14 protein-coding genes are annotated in these 19517 nt (G+C 56.5%); 7 read left to right on the plus strand and 7 right to left on the minus strand.

The features are described from left to right. Positions 1-143: 143 nt before the first annotated feature. Positions 144-1052, minus strand: coding sequence for a LysR family transcriptional regulator (locus tag WG622_RS13245; RefSeq protein WP_339404043.1), 909 nt, complete (start codon positions 1050-1052; stop codon positions 144-146). A 96-nt stretch (positions 1053-1148) separates the two neighbouring features. On the opposite strand from WG622_RS13245, the gene WG622_RS13250 reads away from it, so the two are divergent. The 6 genes from WG622_RS13250 to WG622_RS13275 all read left to right on the plus strand — a co-directional run bounded on the left by WG622_RS13250 (position 1149) and on the right by WG622_RS13275 (position 9830). Beyond that, the gene (locus tag WG622_RS13250) at positions 1149-2159 is read left to right on the plus strand and encodes a TAXI family TRAP transporter solute-binding subunit (RefSeq protein WP_339404044.1); all 1011 of its coding nucleotides are present in this window, start codon (positions 1149-1151) and stop codon (positions 2157-2159) included. An 81-nt stretch (positions 2160-2240) separates the two neighbouring features. Next, positions 2241-4172 (plus strand): TRAP transporter permease, encoded by a 1932-nt coding sequence (locus tag WG622_RS13255; RefSeq protein ID WP_339404045.1) that lies wholly within the window; start codon positions 2241-2243, stop codon positions 4170-4172. Further along, positions 4169-5737, plus strand: coding sequence for a sulfatase family protein (locus WG622_RS13260; protein WP_339404046.1), 1569 nt, complete (start codon positions 4169-4171; stop codon positions 5735-5737). Before WG622_RS13255 ends, WG622_RS13260 begins: the two co-directional genes overlap by 4 nt. A gap of 12 nt (positions 5738-5749) precedes the next feature. Further along, a complete protein-coding gene (locus tag WG622_RS13265) occupies positions 5750-7231 on the plus strand; it encodes an aldehyde dehydrogenase family protein (RefSeq protein WP_339404047.1) in 1482 nt (493 codons plus the stop codon). Continuing rightward, the gene (locus tag WG622_RS13270; RefSeq protein ID WP_339404048.1) at positions 7231-8154 is read left to right on the plus strand and encodes a ketopantoate reductase family protein; all 924 of its coding nucleotides are present in this window, start codon (positions 7231-7233) and stop codon (positions 8152-8154) included. Before WG622_RS13265 ends, WG622_RS13270 begins: the two co-directional genes overlap by 1 nt. After that, a complete protein-coding gene (locus tag WG622_RS13275) occupies positions 8151-9830 on the plus strand; it encodes a thiamine pyrophosphate-requiring protein (protein ID WP_339404049.1) in 1680 nt (559 codons plus the stop codon). The genes WG622_RS13270 and WG622_RS13275 overlap by 4 nt, the downstream gene beginning before the upstream one ends. Before the next feature lie 114 nt (positions 9831-9944). On the opposite strand, the gene WG622_RS13280 is transcribed toward WG622_RS13275, so the two are convergent. The 6 genes from WG622_RS13280 to WG622_RS13305 form a co-directional block, all read right to left on the minus strand. Next, on the minus strand, positions 9945-10463 hold the full coding sequence (locus WG622_RS13280; protein WP_339404050.1) for a hypothetical protein: 519 nt from the start codon (positions 10461-10463) through the stop codon (positions 9945-9947). A gap of 81 nt (positions 10464-10544) precedes the next feature. Beyond that, on the minus strand, positions 10545-12332 hold the full coding sequence (locus WG622_RS13285) for a sodium:solute symporter family protein (protein ID WP_339404051.1): 1788 nt from the start codon (positions 12330-12332) through the stop codon (positions 10545-10547). 3 nt (positions 12333-12335) lie between these two features. Next, complete coding sequence (locus tag WG622_RS13290) at positions 12336-12593, minus strand: DUF4212 domain-containing protein (RefSeq protein ID WP_209355803.1); 258 nt, start codon at positions 12591-12593, stop codon at positions 12336-12338. Positions 12594-12648: 55 nt separating this feature from the next. Beyond that, positions 12649-13335 carry an adenylate kinase gene (locus WG622_RS13295; protein WP_339404052.1) on the minus strand — a complete coding sequence of 229 codons (687 nt, stop codon included), beginning with the start codon at positions 13333-13335 and terminating at the stop codon, positions 12649-12651. After that, entirely contained in the window at positions 13335-15308 is a 1974-nt protein-coding gene (gene acs / locus WG622_RS13300) for an acetate--CoA ligase (RefSeq protein ID WP_339404053.1), read from the minus strand. The genes WG622_RS13295 and acs overlap by 1 nt, the downstream gene beginning before the upstream one ends. 411 nt (positions 15309-15719) lie before the next feature. Continuing rightward, positions 15720-16190 (minus strand): hypothetical protein, encoded by a 471-nt coding sequence (locus tag WG622_RS13305; protein WP_339404054.1) that lies wholly within the window; start codon positions 16188-16190, stop codon positions 15720-15722. 449 nt (positions 16191-16639) lie between these two features. Between WG622_RS13305 and WG622_RS13310 the strand changes: the two genes are divergently transcribed. Beyond that, positions 16640-19435 carry a bifunctional aconitate hydratase 2/2-methylisocitrate dehydratase gene (locus WG622_RS13310; RefSeq protein ID WP_339404055.1) on the plus strand — a complete coding sequence of 932 codons (2796 nt, stop codon included), beginning with the start codon at positions 16640-16642 and terminating at the stop codon, positions 19433-19435. Positions 19436-19517: the final 82 nt, after the last annotated feature.

Genomic DNA, 19517 nt, shown 5'->3' on the forward strand with positions numbered 1-19517 from the left:
AAATGAGGCGGAACGTCAAGCGAAAGTTTGCGCTGATCACATGTCCGTGTGGTTGAAAGGTTATTTGGCTTTACTCTTATGGCGCGAAGGTTTTTCAGGGGTCTGCAATAACGCCAATGGCGAAGCGCGGTAACAAGCGGCGGCTATTGTTTTTCTTCAAGATATTCCAAGAGTACTTTTCGGAAGTGTAGATACTCGGTTCTATTCTGGTCAGTCTTGCGCATCCAAAGCGCGATGTCGCGCCGAATTTCGGGGAAGTCAAAGTCGATAATACGCGCGCCACCAAGATCCCCTGCAGCATTGGTCAAACGCTCGGGCAGGGCGATCAGAGCATCGGTGGTCTTGAGCAAATGCAAGGGGATCTGCAAGTCGCCGGAAATCGCCATGCGGATACGTTTGGGTTCGATCCCAAGATACTGGAAAATCTCTTCTTCGGTGCCGTGGATTCCTGCACGCGCCCCCGCGATCAACCAGTTCCCATTCTCGAGGTCAACGCGTGTGACTTTGGCGTTCGGCTTTGACAGGGGCGATTTTGTCCCCGCAAAAATCTTGAGCCGATCCTTGAAGACAACTTCTTGAACAAGCCTCTCTTGATGCAGACGAAGCTGGGCGGGCGCGAGGGCCATATCCAGCCTGTGGTCATTCAACCGCCGGATCAAAGGTGCTGCAGAAGCACTATGAAGCCGCAGGCGATAGGGCCATTTGCGCCGCATATAAAGCTCAGTCAGTTGCGGAAGCAGCGTCGCCGCTAAAAGAGGGCCGAGGCCCAGCCGTATTTCAGACAATTGCCCGTCACGCCAAAGCCTGACGGCATCATCTGCGGATTCAGATTCCGACAAAACAGCGCGACCTTTCTCGGCGAGTTTTTCACCAATATCGGTCGCCACAACACCCGAACTTTCGCGGATCAGAACAGGCGCGCCGACGCGGTCTTCGATGATCTTTATGCTGCGCGTGAGCGTCGGTTGTGTCACATTCAGCCGCTGGGCTGCGCGATTTAGTGAGCCAAGATCAATTGCTACGGCGAGGTGAACAAGCAGGCGAGAATCCATGGTTATAAATATATGCATAACCAAAGGTGGTTTTTCAATTTCTTTTGTGCTCACCCTTTATGCAAGAACCAGAATCGGATTATTTGGGAGGAAACCATGAACATCCTTAAAACTGCAGCCTTCGCTGCATCTATGACTCTTGCGGCCGCTGCGCCGTCTTTTGCTGACACTCTTAAGGCGGAGGGCGGTTCTGCTGCTGGTCTGTCTGCTCTTGTACCTCAGTTGCTGTCCAAGTACACGACAGACAACCATGAGATCCGCGTAAACGTCGACCAGACGCTGACTCGCGCAGCTCTGAAAGTCGCGAACGGCTCTATCAACATGGCCAGCATCCCTGCTGGTGCCTATGACAAAATGGTCAAAGGCAAAGGTCCATACAAGAAAGTGTCTGAAGAAGCGATTGCCGCATCTGGCAACGTACGTGCACTGTTCTCGTTCCTTGGCGGTCACTATCACCCAATGACATACGCTGACTCTGGCGTTGAATCTTGGGAAGACATCAAAGGCAAGCGCGTCTTTGTTGGCCCACCAGCGGGTTCTGCATCCGGTCAGTCCATGGACATGATCGAAGCAATCACCGGCTATAAAGCTGGCGAAGACTATGAAGCGATCAAACTGGCTTGGGGCGCTGCAAACCAAGCGTTCGAAGATGGCAAGTTTGATCTGTTCATGCGCACCGGCACCATGGGTTCTGCGGCAATCGACCAGTTCGGTTCTGCGAAACAGTTCCGCATCTTGTCAGTTCCTCAAGAGGTTATCGGCACCGACGCATGGGCGAAATACCTGCAGGTTCCAGGTCGCGCGACTGACGTGATGCCAGCCGGCACCTACGCGAATCAAGTCAATGCTGACGAAGACGTTCTGTCCTCTGCCTATGTTATGTTCATGGGCGTAAACAAAGACATGAGCGACGATGTTGCATATCAACTGACTAAAGCGATGTTCGAGAACCTGGACGACGCACACAGCGTAAACAAAGGCCTGACCCCACTGAACCTGGGCAACGCGTTTGTTTCGCAAAAAGCAAAACTGCACCCAGGTGCAATCCGCTATTATGAAGAAGCTGGCGTAGAAGTTCCTGCGGAACTGCGCCCAGACGCTTCCTAATCATAGCGCTCTCGCTCTCGAAGGCGGCACAGAGCTGCCGCCTTCACACAGCGACCCAAAATTTTCTTAAGGAGACGTGCCATGGCTGATCAGGCCGCGCACCAAGGAGCTATGCAGAGAAACATTCTGCTGGTGATTGGTTTCTTTTTTGCACTACTGGGATTTTTCAATGCTCTTCCTGACCTAGGCCCTATCCGGTCTCCTTTCGGGATCATTGGCGCTGAAACCCTTCACCCACTTGTCCTCGCAATCGGGCTTGTGATTGCCACCATCAGCATCTCGCGTTTTTCAAGCAACCCTCGCGATGTCGCTGTAACTGGTTTTAACTTCACGCTTCTGGTCGCAGGTCTCTACGCCCTTTATGACTACAACGTCGCGATGATCGAGCTGAACGAAGGTCTGTTCTTCTTTGACGCGCGCCATGCTTGGATCTCGGTCATTGGCTGTATCATCATCCTGTATTTCTGCTGGCGTCTCTGGGGTCTGCCTCTTGCCATTGTTGGCGCGGTAACCCTGCTGTATTTCTTCTTTGGTGAAAACGCGCCTGGCATTCTGGGCCACGCGGGATCTGATTTCATCGAAGATACCCCACCAGAGCTTTGGTATAATACCGGCGACGGTGTCCTTGGTAAGATCCTTGGCATTCTGATCGGCACCATCTTCCCGTTCATCATTATGGGCGCGGTTCTTGAAGGCACTGGCGGTGGTCATTCCATGATCAAACTGTCCTTCCACGCGATGCGCCGCTTCCGTGGTGGCCCTGCACACGCAGCGATCATGGCGTCCTCGCTCTTTGGGACGATCTCGGGCTCTGCAGTATCCAACGTGGTTGGCACCGGTGTTATCACCATTCCAATGATCAAAAAGCGCGGCTTCTCTCCGGCCTTTGCGGGCGGCGTCGAAGCGACAGCCTCGACCGGTGGTCAGATTATGCCTCCGATCATGGGTGCGGCTGCGCTGGTTATGGCTGACTTCATCGAGCTGGATTACCTGCTGATCATCACAGCCGCGATCATCCCTGCGATGGCCTATTACGCATCGCTCTTCACAACCGTTGTGTTCGAAGCGCGTTCCCTGAACGTCGGCGAGACCGCGGAAAGCGAGATGGATCCGATCACGGGCCAGGACTGGATCAACCTGATCCTTGTTGTTGTGCCGATCACCACCGTTGTCTTCTGTCTGATCGCAGGCTTCTCGGCCGCTGGTTCCGCGATGATCGCTCTGTCGATCCTGCTGGTGATCAGCTTCCTGAACCCTGAAATGCGCAAACGCCCACTGACCGTGGCCGAAGCCTTTGCCCGCGGCGGCACGACCTTTGGTCGCCTGCTTATGGCAATCAGCACCGTTGGTATCATCGTTGCTGTTCTGGGTGCGACTGGTCTGCCTTTGGAATTCGCGAAAGTGATTAGCCAATCTGCAGGCGATAACCTGCTGGTCGCTCTGATCTTTGCGGCTCTGGCTGCTCTGGCGCTGGGGATGGGCATGCCGACACTGCCGGCGTATCTGACCATCATCATCATCCTTGGGCCAGCACTGACCTCACTGGGTCTGACGGATCTCGCAGCGCACTTCTTCGTGTTCTACTTCGGTGTTGCATCTGCAATCACGCCTCCGGTCGCGATGGCAGCTTTCGCTGCGGCGTCGATCTCTGGCGGTGGTGCGATCGGGACGGCTGTGGCCGCAACGCGGATCGGTATCGTTATCTTTGCGATCCCATTCATGTTCGCCTTTAACCCAGAAATGCTTCTGGTGGCCGAAGGTGGCGCTGAATTCGCTATGGGTCCGTTCCTCTACATGATCGTACGTCTGATGCTGTTGATCTATATGCTGGCCTCTGCCGCCTCGCGGTTTGACAAAGCCCGCATGCCTGCCTGGGAAGCCCTGGCACGTGCAGCGGTCGGTCTGGCTCTGATCAGCCCAGTCATCGCGATCAGCGGTGCTGCGATTGTAGCAAGCGCGGCTCTGATCTTCCTGCACTACACGGTCCTGAACCGGAAAGAGGCGACAGCATGAGTGACCGCCCAAATATCCTCTACATCATCACTGACCAGCACCGAGCCGATTGGCTCGGGTGCGCCGGCCACCCGGTGGTCAAGACGCCAAACATCGACAAGCTCGCCGAGCGTGGAACCCGGTTTACCCAGTTCCACGTAACCACCCCGGTCTGCATGCCGAACCGAGGGGCGATCTTTACCGGGCGCTATCCGTCGGTGAATGGTCTGAGGCATAATGGGCTGCCGCTTCCGGCTGACGCAAATACCTTTGTCGATATCCTGCGTGACGCAGGGTATCGCACCGCCGCCATCGGCAAGAGCCATCTGCAGCCCTTTGGACATGTTCCTGCAGTGCGCGCAGACGAAGAGCGGGTGGCGAACGAACATTTCCCCGAGGCGAAAAAGCCCGATGGGGCAGACTATGCGCATGAACATCCCAGCAACTATGAAACTGGGGAAATGTTCGAATTTCCAAAGCCATACTACGGGTTCGATCACGTCCGCATGGTCACGCATCACAGCGACCAATGTGGCGGCCACTACCTGCAATGGCTGCGCAGCAAGTCCAACAACTGGGCGTGTTATCGCGACCGCAACAATCAGTTGCCACATGATTACACGGTGCCTCAGGCCTACCGGATGAAAACTCCGGAAGAGCTCTATCCGACTTCCTACATCAAGGAAGAGGCCAAGGCCTATCTGGCAGAGCAGAAAGACAGCGAAGATCCGTTCTTTGCCTTTGTCTCCTTCCCGGATCCGCACCACCCGTTCACGCCGCCCGGCAAATATTGGGACATGTATGATCCCGAAGACTTCGACGTCGATCTGCCATATGAGGCCCATAAGAACCCTCCGCCGCAGCTGGCACGCTGGAAGGAACTGATGGATCAGGGCGAAGTGCCAACAAATGAGCAACAGTCCTTCATGGCGTCAACGCAGCAGGTCAAAGAGGCTATGGCCCTGACCGCCGGCATGACGACGATGATTGATGATGCTGTCGGTGAGATCCTCGAGTCCCTTGAGGCTGCGGGTAAGCTCGACAATACGATCATCATCTTTAACTCCGACCACGGCGACTATATGGGCGCGTTCAACCTGCTCTTGAAAGGCCCGTTCGCGCATGACTCTGTGAACCGGGTTCCCTTTATCTGGGTCGATCCAACCCAAGAGGGCGGCAAGACGGCGGACGACCTCGCGGCCTCTGTCGATATCGCACCGACGATCCTCGAACGCTGTGGCCTGACGCCGTACTACGGTATTCAGGGACGTTCGTTCCTGAACCAGATCAAAGGCGGCGAGGGCGCGCGGGACTTCGTGCTGATCGAGCATGAGGAAAACAAGGTTTATCCGGGTTTGGACAAACGACCGAACATGCGCCACCTGGTCACCGACACCCATCGCATGACCGTCTACAAAGACCTCGATATGGGCGAGCTCTATGACCGAGAGGCCGACCCGAACGAGACCAAAAACCTGTGGGATTGTCCCGAGTCCGTCGCGGCAAAATCCAGCATGATGTTCACTCTCAGCCAAGCCATGCTCGATGCCATCGAACGTGGACCCTGGCCCAAGCATTTCGCGTAAAGGAAAGTACCAATGACCAAAGAATTGAAAAACCTGATCGCTGGAAAATGGGTCGGGTCTGAGAAGACGTTTGAAAAACGGAGCCCTTTCAACGGCGAAGTCGTTGCGACCGTGCACGAAGCCACACAAGAGATGGTGGACGAGGCGGTTACCAAAGGCCGCGAAGTTTCGATTGGTGCGCGGGCGAATGAATGGGGCAATATGCCTCTGAAGCAACGCCTTGCGATCATACATGATTTCTCGGATCGCTTGCTGAAGCGCGTTGATGATCTGGTCGAGGCCGATGTGGCCGATACTGGCCGCAGCTATTGGCAGGCCTGTAACTTTGACGGTGCGCGTGCCGCCAATTTGTTCCGCGCCTATGCGGATCTGGCCGTGTCTCTGGAAAACCGCTCCAAGACCTTCCAGGGCGAGATGGGCTTTCAGGGCCTGTGGTACACAACCCGTCGTCCAAAGGGTGTGATTGCTGCGATCTGCCCTTGGAACGTGCCTCTGCTGATGGCCTCTATGAAGGTCGCGCCGGGTCTCGTCATGGGGAACTCGGTTGTTTTGAAACCATCTGAAGAAACCCCAAGCTCGGCCACCGTGTTGGCCGAAGTCATCGCTGAATCCGACATCCCAGACAGCGCCTTTTCTCTGGTGCACGGCTTTGGTGTTGGCAGCGCAGGGGCCTTCCTGACCGCCAACCCAAAGGTCGACGCCATCACCTTCACAGGTGAAACCGGCACCGGCACAGCGATCATGAAGGTCGCCGCAGATGGTATGCGCGGCGTATCGCTGGAGCTGGGCGGTAAGAACGCGTCTCTGGTGTTCGAAGACGCGGATATGGACAAAGTCGTCGAGGGCACCACGCGGTCTGCCTTCTTTAACTGTGGCCAGATCTGTTTCTGCACCGAGCGCGCCTATGTGCATCGCTCGCGCTATGACGAATTCCTCGAGCGCATGACTGAGGTCGCCAATAACATCGTCATCGGCGATAAAAACCACGATGGGTTCAACATTGGCCCATTGGTCAGCCACGGCCACCGCGACAAGGTCAAAGAACTTTTGGATACGGTAAAAGAAGATGGTGGCGAATTCGTTGCGGGTGGCGGCATCCCTGAATTTGGCGACGAGCGTGACAACGGTGCGTTCATCCAGCCTTCCATCGCGGTCGGCCTGCCAGAAGACGCGCGTTTTGTCAAAAACGAAGCCTTTGGCCCGGTTCTGCACGTGGCACCCTTTGATACCGAAGAAGAAGCCATCGCGCTGGCCAATGACACTGTTTACGGCCTTGGCACCTGCATCTGGACGGAAAACATCAGCCGCGCGCATCGTGTCGCGCCGCGTATCCGGGTCGGCCACGCCTGGGTCAACTCCTGGCAGATCCGCGACCTTCTGAGCCCGCTCAGCGGAGCAGGGGCCTCGGGTCTTGGTGAAGAGGGCGGCAAGCTAAGCCTTGAGTTCGTCTCGCAGCCTCAGACCGTGACCGTTCGGATCTTCGGAGAAGACTGATGAAAATCGGCATTCTCGGTTCAGGTGCTTTGGGATCCGCAGTCGGCGGCTCTTTGGCGCTGGCCGGGAATGACGTCGAGCTTTGGGACATTAATGAAGCTCATATTAAAGCGGTCAACGACAACGGGCTGAAGTTCGATGCCTTTGATGGCGACCATGTCATACCGCTGTTTGCCTGCCGACCCGAAGAGGGCCATGCGCAAGACTTGATCATCCTGATGACCAAGACCTGCGACAGTGACGCCGCTTTGAAATCCGCGCGCAGCCATATCGAGGCTGGGGCGATGGTGATGTCGGCGCAGAATGGTCTTGGAAATGAGGTGCGTTTGGCCGCGCATGTGCCGCAAGAGCAATTGCTGTATGGCTGCACAATGATGCCGGCACGGTTTCTTGATTATGGCCATGTGGCCAGCCAAGCGGTGGGGCGGATCGTGTTTGGCGCAAAGAACGAGGTTGCTTTGCAAAAAGCAGCCCAGTTCGCACAAACGTCTGCGCATTTTACCTTAGAGTTCGCACCAGACCGCGCGGATACCGTCATTTGGCAAAAGGCCGCGTTTAATTGCGGGATGAATGCTGTGAATGCGCTGACCGGCGGTCGCGTTAAATCGATGGCCGACAGTCAGGACGCACGCGATTTGGTGCAGGCGGTCGCCAGCGAAGTGGTCGCCGTGGCGCGCGCAGGCGGCGTGAAGGCGGAATATCAGCCGGTGTTCGACCACCTGGCGAATTCCATGGCCAAACACGGCGAACATAAAGCCTCGATGCTGCAAGACATCGAAGGCCGCCGTCCAACAGAGATAGACAGCCTCTGCGCCGAAGTTGCGCGGCAAGGCGAAGACCTTGGCGTGCCAACGCCTCTCAACAAAACCCTCGCGACGCTGGTGACATTAAAAAGCGACGTATTGAATGGAGATTACCTATGACTGAACAAGTTTCCGCAGGCGAAGCGATCCTGCGTTCCCTTAAATCCAACGGGGTCGACTATCTCTTTATCAATCCGGGTTCGGACTTTGCACCTGTGATCGAGACCTACGCGAAGACCGGCGGCGAAGAGATCCCAGAAGCCGTCACCGCCGCGCATGAAAACGTGGTTGTGACCATGGCGCATGGCTACTACCTCGCAACCGGCAAAATGGCTGCTGCTGCGGTGCACGTGAACGTAGGCCTGGCCAACGCCGCAATGGGTCTTTTGAACGCGCATTCCGATGATGTGCCAATCTTTATGATGTCCGGCCGCAACCCTCTGACCGAGGGGCAGCGCATGGGCAGCCGCCACACGCCGATCCAATATGGCCAGGAAATGTTTGACCAAACCGCCATCGTGCGTGAAGCGGTCAAATGGGATTATGAACTGCGTTACGCTGAAAACGCAGCCGATCTTGTCAGCCGAGGTTCTTCGGTTGCACGTATGGAACCGCAGGGCGCCGTCTACCTCTCTCTTCCTCGCGAACCCCTTTGCGAACTGACGGATATGCCGGGCACTCCCACTCAGGTTGCCCCTGCGGTTCCATACCCAAATCCAGATGCGATTGCGGATCTTGCAGCGAAACTGGCAGCCGCCAAGAACCCGCTGATCATCTGTTCGCGTGGTGATGTCGACGGCGAAGTTTCTGCCGAGATCATGGCGATTGCAGAAGAGAACTCGATTGCTGTGTCCGAAGTCTTCGTGACCCGCAACGTCCTGCCAACCGATTGGAAAAACGGTGTTGGCGGCAATATCGCAGCGCATATTCCTGATGCAGATGTGGTGCTGGTTGTTGACGCAAGCGTGGCCTGGATCGAAGCAAAAGCCAGCCCGAGTGCAGATGCAGAGGTCATCCACATGGGCCCGGACCCCATGTTCACGCGGATCCCGGTGCGGGGCTATAAAACCACCGCAGCGATCCCATGTAACACGGTTGCGGGCCTAAAGGCGCTGCGTGCCGCACTGCCTGGTCAGCCCAACGCCACACGTCAGGAAGAGATCGAAGCGCGCCACGCGAAGTTCCGCGAGCGTATGACATCCAAAGTCGAGCAGGGCTCCCAGGGTCTGGCCAACAAGCCTTGGATTGCAAAATGTATTTCTGACATTCTGGGCGACGGCACTGTCTTTGCAGAACGTGGCGGTCCGCTGCCGTTGTATAACGTCAAAGGTCCGAACCAATGGTTCGGCAACGCTCAGGCCGGTGGTCTGGGCTGGGGCCTTCCTGCGGCACTTGGCTATCAATTGGCCAATCGGGACAAGCTGACGGTCTGCGTGATCGGCGATGGCTCTTATATGTTTGCCAACCCAATCGCATGCCACCAGGTTGCCTCTGCACAGCATCTGCCTTTGCTAACCATCATCTTGAACAACGGCAGCTGGGACGCGGTGCGGATCTCGACCTTGGACATCTACCCAGACGGCGAGGCGTCCAAAGCCAACCACGTGCCTATGGTGCCCTTCACGCCGACCCCAAGCTATGGTGATATCGCGGGTGCATCCGGTTGCTATGCCGAAACCATTGAAAAGGCAGAGGATTTCCCTGCAGCCCTGCAGCGCGCACTGAAAGTGATCCAGGAAGAGAAACGTCAGGTTCTGCTGGATGTGCATGTGGGGATGGACGACGGCGAAAAGTAAGCACGTTAAGATCATGCGAATTTAAGGGGGTGCCACGGCGCCCCCTTGTTGCTTTTGTCGTCGTCTGTTTGAAGGGCGTATGGCGCGTCAAAACATGCTTGCGAGTGCCGAGCCTCAGGCCGAGCAGACCAGTTCCAGCAATGGATCATCTGACTTCAAAGCCTGCCAATCGGCGTCCTGTACAGTGCCATCGGCCTCAAAGTTGGCACCATCGATCAGCAGAGCAGACCGAGCACCTGCACAGTCAAACAGCACAGGCGCTTGGCTGATCGGCGACCAACGGCCAAAGAAATAAAGGTCGGTCAGGCGTTGATCCGGCACATTCGCATTGGTGCGCGTGGCGGCTGTATCCACGGCTGCAAAGCGTTTGGTATAGGGCCATACCTGCGTCCAAGGACGCAGCCAGCTTTGTTCGTCCACCTTGGTGGCGATCACGACGCCCTCGGGCAGGTTTTCCGCGGTGCGGTCAAACCACGTGTATTCGTTGGAAATCGTCATGCCGATCATACCGGCTCCGGCGGCAACGGGCATGATCCATTTGGGCAAACGGCGGCCTAAGACGATGTTCACAAGCATGGCGATCCCCGCGCAGGCGATGCCTGCAAAGATTGTGCCGATGAGTTCTATGAACATGGGATTAGGTCTCTTGGTTTGGGGCTATTGCGTAAAGCGGGGAGGGCACCGCCGCAAATGCTGCGGCGATGCCTATGTTGTTTAGTGACCGTCGACTGCGCCACCCGCACCACGAGGGATACGTACGCTTTCGACCAGATCTTTGATCTCCTGTGGGGTCTCTTTGGTCATGCCGGACACGACGTAAGCGACACCAAAGTTCACCGCCGCGCCGATGACGCCGAAGGAGGTGGACTTGACTGGGCCAAGCAGCGGGTTCGCATCCGTGAAGGAGTTGGTGCCCGGTACAAAGAACCAGCCTTTGTGCAGGAAGATGTACAGCAGCGTGACAACCAGACCGGCCAGCATGCCCGCAACCGCGCCCGCGTTGTTGATGCGGGTCGAGAAGATCCCCATCATCAGCGCCGGGAAGATCGAGGCAGCGGCAAGGCCAAAGGCCAAGGCCACGGTTTGCGCTGCAAAGCCTGGAGGGTTCAGGCCAAGCAGAACCGCAACCACGATCGCCGCTGCCATAGACAGACGCGCTGCCATCAGTTCAGACCGCTCGGACATATTTGGCGTCAGCTGACCTTTCAGCAGGTCATGCGACACCGCCGAAGAGATCGCTAGCAACAGACCCGCCGCTGTGGACAGCGCCGCCGCCAGACCGCCCGCTGCGACCAGGCCGATCACCCAACCTGGAAGGTTTGCGATCTCTGGGTTCGCGAGAACCAGAATGTCACGGTTGAATTTGGTCAGCTCGTTACCGGCCCATCCGTTGGCTTCTGCTTTGGCTTGCAGGTCCGCACTCTTGTCGTTGTAGTACTGGATCTTGCCGTCGCCGTTCTTGTCTTCCCAATCCAGCAGACCGGTTTTCTGCCAGGTTTCCATCCAGGCATACTCAGGATCGGTTTGGATTTGCTCGACGCTCACCGCTTCGCCATTCGTGCCATTTGGCCACATCAGCTCCGAGATGTTCAGACGCGCCATCGCACCCACCGCAGGGGCGGTCAGATAGAGCAGGGCGATGAACACCAGCGTCCAACCCGCAGACCAGCGGGCATCAGAGACCTTAGGAACGGTAAAGAAGCGCATGATCACGTGGGGCAGACCCGCGGTACCTATCATCAGGGACAGGGTGAAGAGCACCATGTTGATGGTCGAGCCATGCGCGGCTGTATATTCCTTAAAGCCCAGATCGGTGACGATTTGGTCCAGTTTCACCAAGAGTGGTTCACCAGAACCGGTGTGCTCACCAAAGAGACCCAGCGCCGGGATCGGCGTGCCTGTCAGCTGCAGCGAAATAAAGACCGCTGGGATCGTGTAAGCGGTGATCAGAACGCAATACTGCGCCACCTGCGTATAGGTCACACCCTTCATGCCGCCGAAAACAGCATAGGCGAACACCACACAAGAGCCGATCAACAGACCCCAGAAGGCGTCGATTTCAAGGAAGCGGCCAAAGGCAATGCCCACGCCCTGCATCTGACCGATCACGTAAGTGATAGAGGCCACAAGCAGACAGATCACAGCCACAAGACGTGCGGTCGGGGAGTAGAAACGGTCGCCGATGAATTCAGACACGGTGAACTTGCCGAATTTCCGCAGGTAAGGGGCCAGCAGAAGTGCCAGAAGCACATAGCCGCCGGTCCAGCCCATCAGGAAGGACGAGTTGTCATAGCCGGTGAAGGCAATCAGGCCCGCCATCGAAATAAACGACGCCGCAGACATCCAGTCCGCTGCCGTCGCCATACCGTTGGTGACAGGGTGAACGCCGCGACCCGCTGCATAGAATTCCGAGGTGGATCCCGCACGGGCCCAGACCGCGATGCCGATGTAAAGCGCGAAAGATGCGCCTACAAACAGCAGGTTAAGAGTAAACTGATCCATATTTTAGTCCTCGTCCACGCCGAATTCGTGATCCAGCTTGTTCATCCGCCAGGCGTAAAAGAAGATCAGCGCCAGAAAGACCAGGATCGAGCCTTGCTGGGCGAACCAGAAGCCAAGATCGCTGCCGCCGACAGAAATGCCGGACAGCATGGGGCGCAGGAGAATCCCGAACCCGAAAGAGACCAGCGCCCAGATAATAAGGCTGATCCGAATGAGCCGCACATTGGCTGCCCAATATGCGTTGTTGTCGTTTTGGGACATGATTAGAAAGTCCTCCTTCTTTTTCCCACCGCCCTCGTTGGGGGCCTTTTGAGCATTATTGCGTGGCGTTGGAGGCCACATAGCTCAGGTTGGACGCGATCTCCTCAATCGCCCCCATTGCATCGATGCGTGTGAGCGCACCGGCATTCTCGTAATAGGCAATCAGCGGCGCGGTCTGCGCGTGATAGGCCGTCAGGCGCTGGGCGACGGTCTCTGCCTTATCGTCCGCGCGCCTTTTCATGTCTGTGGAACCGCATTTGTCGCAGGTGCCTGCGGTGGCTGTCGGCTTGAATGTGTCGTGATATCCTTCGCCGCAATTGCCACAGGTGAAGCGCCCCGAGATCCGCTCGACCATGGCGCTGTCTTCTACCTCTAGACTAATGGCCGCGTTGATCTTTTGGCCCCGTTGCGTGAGCAGCTCGCCGAGCGCATCCGCCTGCACCGTTGTGCGCGGGAAGCCATCAAGGATCACGCCTTTCGCGCAGTCTGGCTCATCCAGTCTGTCCGACAGGATTGCGATCACGATGTCATCGCTGACCAGACCTCCGGCTTCCATGACAGCTTTCGCAGCCTTGCCAGCCTCGGTGCCCGCAGCAACCGCTGCGCGCAAGAGGTCTCCGGTAGAGAGTTGGACCAAACCAAAGCTCTCTTCGAGCATACGGGCCTGCGTGCCTTTGCCGGCCCCGGGAGGGCCAAGCAGGATCAGCACAGGGGCGACGGCGGGTGTATTTGCGCCGTCCATTATGCGTCCGCCCGGTTCATGCGGTTGGCGATCAGATCGTCAACGACCGACGGATCAGCCAAGGTCGAGGTATCGCCCAGGGCTCCGAAATCATCCTCGGCAATCTTGCGCAGAATACGGCGCATGATTTTGCCGGAACGTGTTTTCGGCAGGCCTGGGGCCCATTGGATCAGATCTGGTTTCGCAATTGGTCCGATCTCTGAGCGGACCCAGGTTTCCAGCTCTTTGCGCAGCGCGTCGGATGGCTCTTCGCCGTTCATCAGCGTCACATAGGCGTAGATACCTTGGCCTTTGACGTCATGCGGATAGCCGACCACGGCGCTCTCGGCGACTTTGGCGTGGGCGACCAGCGCGCTTTCGACCTCGGCGGTGCCCATCCGGTGGCCCGAAACGTTGATCACGTCATCGACGCGCCCCGTGATCCAATAGTCGCCATCCTCATCACGACGACAGCCGTCGCCTGAGAAATAATAGCCTTTGTAATCCGAGAAATAGGTCTTCTCAAACCGCTCGTGATCACCCCAGACCGTGCGCATCTGACCGGGCCAGCTGTCTTTCATGCAGAGCACGCCTTCGACGCCATTTCCGTCGATGATTTCGCCAGAAGTTGGTTCCAGTACAACGGGTTGCACGCCAAAGAAAGGCTGTTGCGCCGCGCCGGGTTTAAGGTCCGTTGCTCCGGGGAGGGGAGTGAGCATGTGACCACCGGTTTCGGTCTGCCAGAAGGTGTCGACGATGGGGCAGTTCCCTTTGCCGACAACCTCGTTGTACCAGTTCCAAGCTTCTGGGTTGATCGGTTCACCGACCGAGCCAAGCACGCGCAGATCCGAGAGATCGTGCTTTTCGACCCACTCATTGCCCGCGCCCATCAAGGCACGGATCGCGGTGGGGGCGGTGTAGAATTGATTGACTTTGTGTTTGGCGCAGACTTCCCAGAAACGACCTGCATCAGGATAGGTCGGCACGCCTTCGAACATGATCGTGGTCGCGCCATTGGCCAGCGGGCCGTAGACGATATAGCTGTGGCCCGTGACCCAGCCCACATCAGCGGTACACCAGAAAACATCGCCCTCGTGATAGTCAAAGGTGTATTGATGGGTCATCGACGCATAGACCATGTAGCCGCCAGTCGTGTGCACGACGCCCTTGGGCTGACCGGTCGAGCCGCTGGTATAGAGGATGAACAGAGGGTCTTCCGCGTTCATTTCCTCGGCGGGGCAGTCGTCTGAGGCCGCCTCCATCAGAGCATTGCAATCATGATCGCGGTCGGTCCAGGTGACCTCGCCGCCGGTGCGTTTCACCACCAAACACTGCACTGAGTCCTTACAGGCCGCGAGCGCGGTGTCTGCGTTGGATTTCAGCGGCGTTTGACGGCCGCCCCTAGGTGCGAAATCAGCGGTGATGAGGAGTTTTGCGTCGCATCCGTTGATCCGCGCACCTAGGGCGTCCGGGGAGAAACCCGCGAAAACAATAGAATGAATGGCCCCGATCCGCGCACAAGCCAGCATCGCATAGGCGGCCTCGGGGATCATCGGCAAATAGATCACCACGCGGTCGCCTTTTTCAACGCCAAGCCCTTTCAGAACATTGGCCATCTTGCTCACCGAGCGATGCAGATCCGCATAGGTGATATGCAGCGATTCTGTGGTGTTTGGATCATCCGGCTCCCAGATGATGGCGGTTTGATCGCCGCGTGTCGCCAGATGGCGGTCGATGCAGTTGGCGGCGGCGTTCAGCGTGCCGTCCTCAAACCAGCGGATGTCGATATTGCCCGGCTCAAAGGAGGTGTTCTTTACTTTGGTAAAGGGTTTGATCCAGTCAATGCGCTGACCGTGCTCGCCCCAAAAAGCGTCTGGATCGGTCACAGACGCCGCGTACATTTGCGCATATCCGTCGGCGTCTACATGGGGTTTGGGTTGGGTTTTCGGTGCTGGCTGCGCGTCAATTTCCGCGCCAGAAACTACGTCTGACATGAATGTCTCCTCCAAAATCTTCGCCTCTCCCAAAGCGAATTGCCGTATCGCGGCATCTGAGGGTGAACATACATACCGTTTTGTAAATTTCCTCAAAGTCATTCACATCATTGTGTTTTTTTGTAAAAATATTCATGAGATTAACGAATTTATCGTAATTAATTTTACAATCTGTGCGGATTTCTACGAAAATTCAGATGGTTAGAAAATCGAGCGCGCAATAATGTTGCGCGCCCGATTGCGCAGTTTCGCGCAGCGTTGAACTATTAGCGTATCTTGGCACGGGGGCTGAAGGGAGCGCTTGAAAAATCATGCGCTCCAGACGTGCGTCAAGCGCCTAAACCACGGCGCTGAAACGCGTATATATACTCTAATGGCTCAGCCACCAACGGAGCTCATGTTTGAGGGCTTCTAGTGTTTTGGCGACTCACCCAGATCAAAGGTGACGCCAAAGGAAGCGGTCAGTTTGACGCTATTGCCGTTGCCGGGGAAGAGCTGTGTGAAGACATTTTTGTATCGCAACGAGGCTCCTGCAATCGCGACGATATCGCCTTGTGAGAACCGAAATCGATCCGCATATCCGGGATAGGTCGCAAGGCCGGTGAAGAGCGACAGTTCAAAGTCGTCTTTATAGATCAGCGGGGCCCCAATGGTGGCGGCTGTCGAAAAGCCGCCATAGGAATTGCGAAAGGCACCAACTGTATAGCCAAGGTGCTCGCCTTCCCATGTCAGAAAAAGTCCAGGATTGATCTGTTCGAAGTCTTTGTCGCTGACATGTGCTGATCCCAATGAGATCCACGCACGGTCTGGATCTGCGACTCCCGCGGTTGCTGAAAATGTCACCAAACTAAGAAGAGCAAAGAGCGTGCGGAGCTTTTTCATTGAGTGTTCCGATAAAGAGAGAGCGAAGGCTTAAATGCCTAGCTGGCTTCTTTGGTGGCGGTAAGCACTTTGCGGTTTTTCTGTGTCATTGTTGACGGGCAGAGGAAAGTCGCCGCAAACGCCAAGTTTTTTGCACGAAAATAGTGAGAAACCGGACCCCGTCTCGGGATAGAAAATTTCCACAAAGATGTCGCATGTGGCCGATGGCGCTGACTGTGGTATGCTATTTCTGATTTAGCCCGCGTTTAGATCTGTGGGCTGAAGGGAGAAGAATGACCAGCGGCACTTCAAGCGCCGACTTTCCACATAGATCAAGCCCTGTCTGACGTGCGAAAGTGCTTGCATACCATTGTATGCTGAAATAAGAGGGGCTCAGCCAGCTGTCCCAGCGCGCGAAAGTTACTGCCGCGAGGGACGCAATCCACAAACTCTAACGCGCCGGTATTATCATGAGCTTGTACACAGATTATCTCGCAGAGATCGAAACCCGCAAAACCCAAGGCCTGAGCCCAAAGCCGATTGATCAGGCAGATCTGGTCGAAGAGCTGATTGCTCAGATCAAAGATGCGGGTCATGAACATCGCGAAGACTCGCTGAATTTCTTTATCTATAACACCCTGCCAGGCACCACGAGCGCAGCTGGTGCAAAAGCAGGTTTTCTGAAAGAGATCATTCTCGGTCAGGTCGAGGTCTCTGAGATCTCTGTCGAGTTTGCATTTGAACTGCTGTCCCACATGAAAGGTGGCCCATCCGTTGCGGTCCTTCTGGATCTGGCGCTGGGCGATGACGCAGGCATCGCGGCGCAGGCTGCGGACGTGATGAAGACTCAGGTATTCCTGTACGACGCCGACATGGAGCGCCTGAAAACGGCCTTTGAAGCAGGCAATGAAATCGCCAAAGGCCTGCTGGAAAGCTACACAGCAGCTGAATTCTTCACCAAGCTGCCTGAAATCGACGAAGAAATCGAAGTCGTGACCTACATCGCCGCCGAAGGCGATATCTCGACCGACCTTCTGTCTCCGGGCAACCAGGCGCACTCGCGTGCGGACCGTGAATTGCACGGGCAGTGCATGATCAGCACCGATGCGCAAAAAGAAATCGAAGCTCTGAAGCTTCAGCATCCAAACGCGCGCGTGATGCTGATTGCGGAAAAAGGCACCATGGGTGTTGGCTCTTCGCGGATGTCTGGCGTGAACAACGTGGCGCTGTGGACCGGCAAGCAAGCGTCTCCTTACGTGCCTTTCGTGAACATCGCACCCGTCGTGGCCGGCACCAACGGCATTTCTCCGATCTTCCTGACCACCGTCGGCGTGACCGGTGGCATCGGTGTGGATCTGAAGAACTGGGTCAAAAAGCTGGACGAGAACGGTGAGCCTGTTGTGAACAACAATGGCGATGCGGTTCTGGAACAGCGCTATTCGGTGGAAACCGGCACGGTCCTCAAGATCAACACCAAAGAGAAAAAGCTCTACTCCTCTGACGGCTCTGAAGAGCTGGTCGATATGGCGGGCTCTTTCACCCCACAAAAGATGGAGTTCATGAAGGCGGGCGGCTCTTACGCCATCGTCTTTGGTAAGAAACTGCAGACATTTGCGGCGGAAACTCTGGGCGTCGAAGCCCCTCAGGTCTTTGCACCCTCCAAAGAGATCAGCCACGAGGGCCAAGGCCTGACCGCGGTTGAAAAGATCTTCAACGCCAATGTGCGTGGCGCAACGCCAGGCAAGGTCCTGCACGCAGGGTCTGACGTGCGTGTCGGCGTGAACGTTGTGGGGTCTCAGGACACCACCGGCCTTATGACCATGCAGGAACTTGAAGCAATGGCCGCGACCGTTGTGTCTCCGGCCGTAGATGGCGCCTATCAGTCCGGCTGTCACACCGCGTCCGTTTGGGATGTGAAGGCACAGGAAAACACCCCACGTCTGATGAAGTTCATGAACGACTTCGGTCTGGTGACTGGTCGTGACCCGAAGGGCGTCTATCACTCGATGACCGACGTTATTCACAAGGTTCTTAATGACATCACCGTCAGCGATTGGGACGTGATCGTTGGCGGCGACAGCCACACACGGATGTCCAAAGGTGTGGCGTTCGGGGCTGACTCTGGCACCGTGGCGCTGGCTCTGGCGACCGGTGAGGTCTCTATGCCGATCCCTGAGTCTGTCAAAGTGACTTTCAAAGGCGAAATGGCCGAGTGGATGGACTTCCGCGACGTGGTTCACGCGACCCAAGCGCAGATGCTGGATCAATGTGGCGGTGATAACGTCTTCCAAGGCCGCGTGATCGAAGTGCACATCGGCACGCTTCTGGCTGACCAAGCCTTCACCTTCACCGACTGGACCGCAGAGATGAAGGCGAAAGCCTCTGTCTGTATCTCCAACGATGAAACCCTGATCGGCTCTTTGGAGCTGGCGAAGTCCCGTATCCAGGTGATGATCGACAAGGGTATGGAGCACGAGAACGGCACTTTGGCCCGTCTGATCGCCAAAGCGGATGCTCGAATCGAGGAAATCAAATCCGGTACCCGTCCGGCTCTGGTGCCTGACGCAAACGCGAAATACTTCGCAGAGGTCGTTGTGGATCTCGACGAAATCATCGAGCCGATGATTGCCGACCCAGACGTGAACAACGCCGATGTGTCCAAGCGTTATACCCACGATACCATCCGTCCGATTTCTTACTACAAGGCGGAAAAAGAGGTGGATCTGGGCTTTGTTGGGTCCTGTATGGTCCACAAAGGCGACATCAAGATCGTGGCGCAAATGCTGCGCAACCTTGAGGCCGCTGAGGGCAAGGTCGAGTTTAAGGCACCCCTCGTGGTGACCGCGCCGACCTACAACATCATCGACGAGCTGAAAGAAGAAGGCGACTGGGAAGTTCTGCAGAAGTACTCTGGCTTTGAATTCGACGACAGCGCACCAAAGCAGGTCGCACGGACCGAGTATGACAACATCCTCTATCTGGAGCGTCCGGGCTGTAACCTTTGCATGGGTAACCAGGAAAAGGCCGCGAAAGGTGACACCGTTCTGGCGACCTCGACCCGCCTGTTCCAAGGCCGCGTTGTGGCGGACTTGCCTGAGAAGAAGGGTGAGTCCCTGCTGGCCTCGACCCCGGTTGTGGTTCTGTCCGCGATCCTTGGCCGTACGCCAACTCTGGAAGAGTACAAAGTTGCAGTCGAAGGCATCGACCTGACCAAATTCGCACCGGGTAAAGGCAAGCCTTTGGATACGCTCTCGGTGCATTACTAAGCGCGGTTTCATAAGATACTTTAAGGGCCATCTGTTTGGGTGGCCCTTTTTCGTCGCGGCCCCCATTGACGCCGAGCGCGAG

This window comes from Cognatishimia coralii, from assembly GCF_037478305.1.
Taxonomy (GTDB): domain Bacteria; phylum Pseudomonadota; class Alphaproteobacteria; order Rhodobacterales; family Rhodobacteraceae; genus Cognatishimia; species Cognatishimia coralii.

Coding starts and splice junctions, on each gene's coding strand:
- WG622_RS13280 (WP_339404050.1), bottom strand. CDS start 10,463: ATGTTCATAGAACTCATCGGCACAATCTTTGCAGGCATCGCCTGCGCG.
- WG622_RS13275 (WP_339404049.1), top strand. CDS start 8,151: ATGACTGAACAAGTTTCCGCAGGCGAAGCGATCCTGCGTTCCCTTAAA.
- WG622_RS13245 (WP_339404043.1), bottom strand. CDS start 1,052: ATGGATTCTCGCCTGCTTGTTCACCTCGCCGTAGCAATTGATCTTGGC.
- WG622_RS13285 (WP_339404051.1), bottom strand. CDS start 12,332: ATGGATCAGTTTACTCTTAACCTGCTGTTTGTAGGCGCATCTTTCGCG.
- WG622_RS13290 (WP_209355803.1), bottom strand. CDS start 12,593: ATGTCCCAAAACGACAACAACGCATATTGGGCAGCCAATGTGCGGCTC.
- WG622_RS13265 (WP_339404047.1), top strand. CDS start 5,750: ATGACCAAAGAATTGAAAAACCTGATCGCTGGAAAATGGGTCGGGTCT.
- WG622_RS13255 (WP_339404045.1), top strand. CDS start 2,241: ATGGCTGATCAGGCCGCGCACCAAGGAGCTATGCAGAGAAACATTCTG.
- WG622_RS13295 (WP_339404052.1), bottom strand. CDS start 13,335: ATGGACGGCGCAAATACACCCGCCGTCGCCCCTGTGCTGATCCTGCTT.
- WG622_RS13260 (WP_339404046.1), top strand. CDS start 4,169: ATGAGTGACCGCCCAAATATCCTCTACATCATCACTGACCAGCACCGA.
- WG622_RS13310 (WP_339404055.1), top strand. CDS start 16,640: ATGAGCTTGTACACAGATTATCTCGCAGAGATCGAAACCCGCAAAACC.
- WG622_RS13250 (WP_339404044.1), top strand. CDS start 1,149: ATGAACATCCTTAAAACTGCAGCCTTCGCTGCATCTATGACTCTTGCG.
- WG622_RS13305 (WP_339404054.1), bottom strand. CDS start 16,190: ATGAAAAAGCTCCGCACGCTCTTTGCTCTTCTTAGTTTGGTGACATTT.
- WG622_RS13270 (WP_339404048.1), top strand. CDS start 7,231: ATGAAAATCGGCATTCTCGGTTCAGGTGCTTTGGGATCCGCAGTCGGC.
- acs (WP_339404053.1), bottom strand. CDS start 15,308: ATGTCAGACGTAGTTTCTGGCGCGGAAATTGACGCGCAGCCAGCACCG.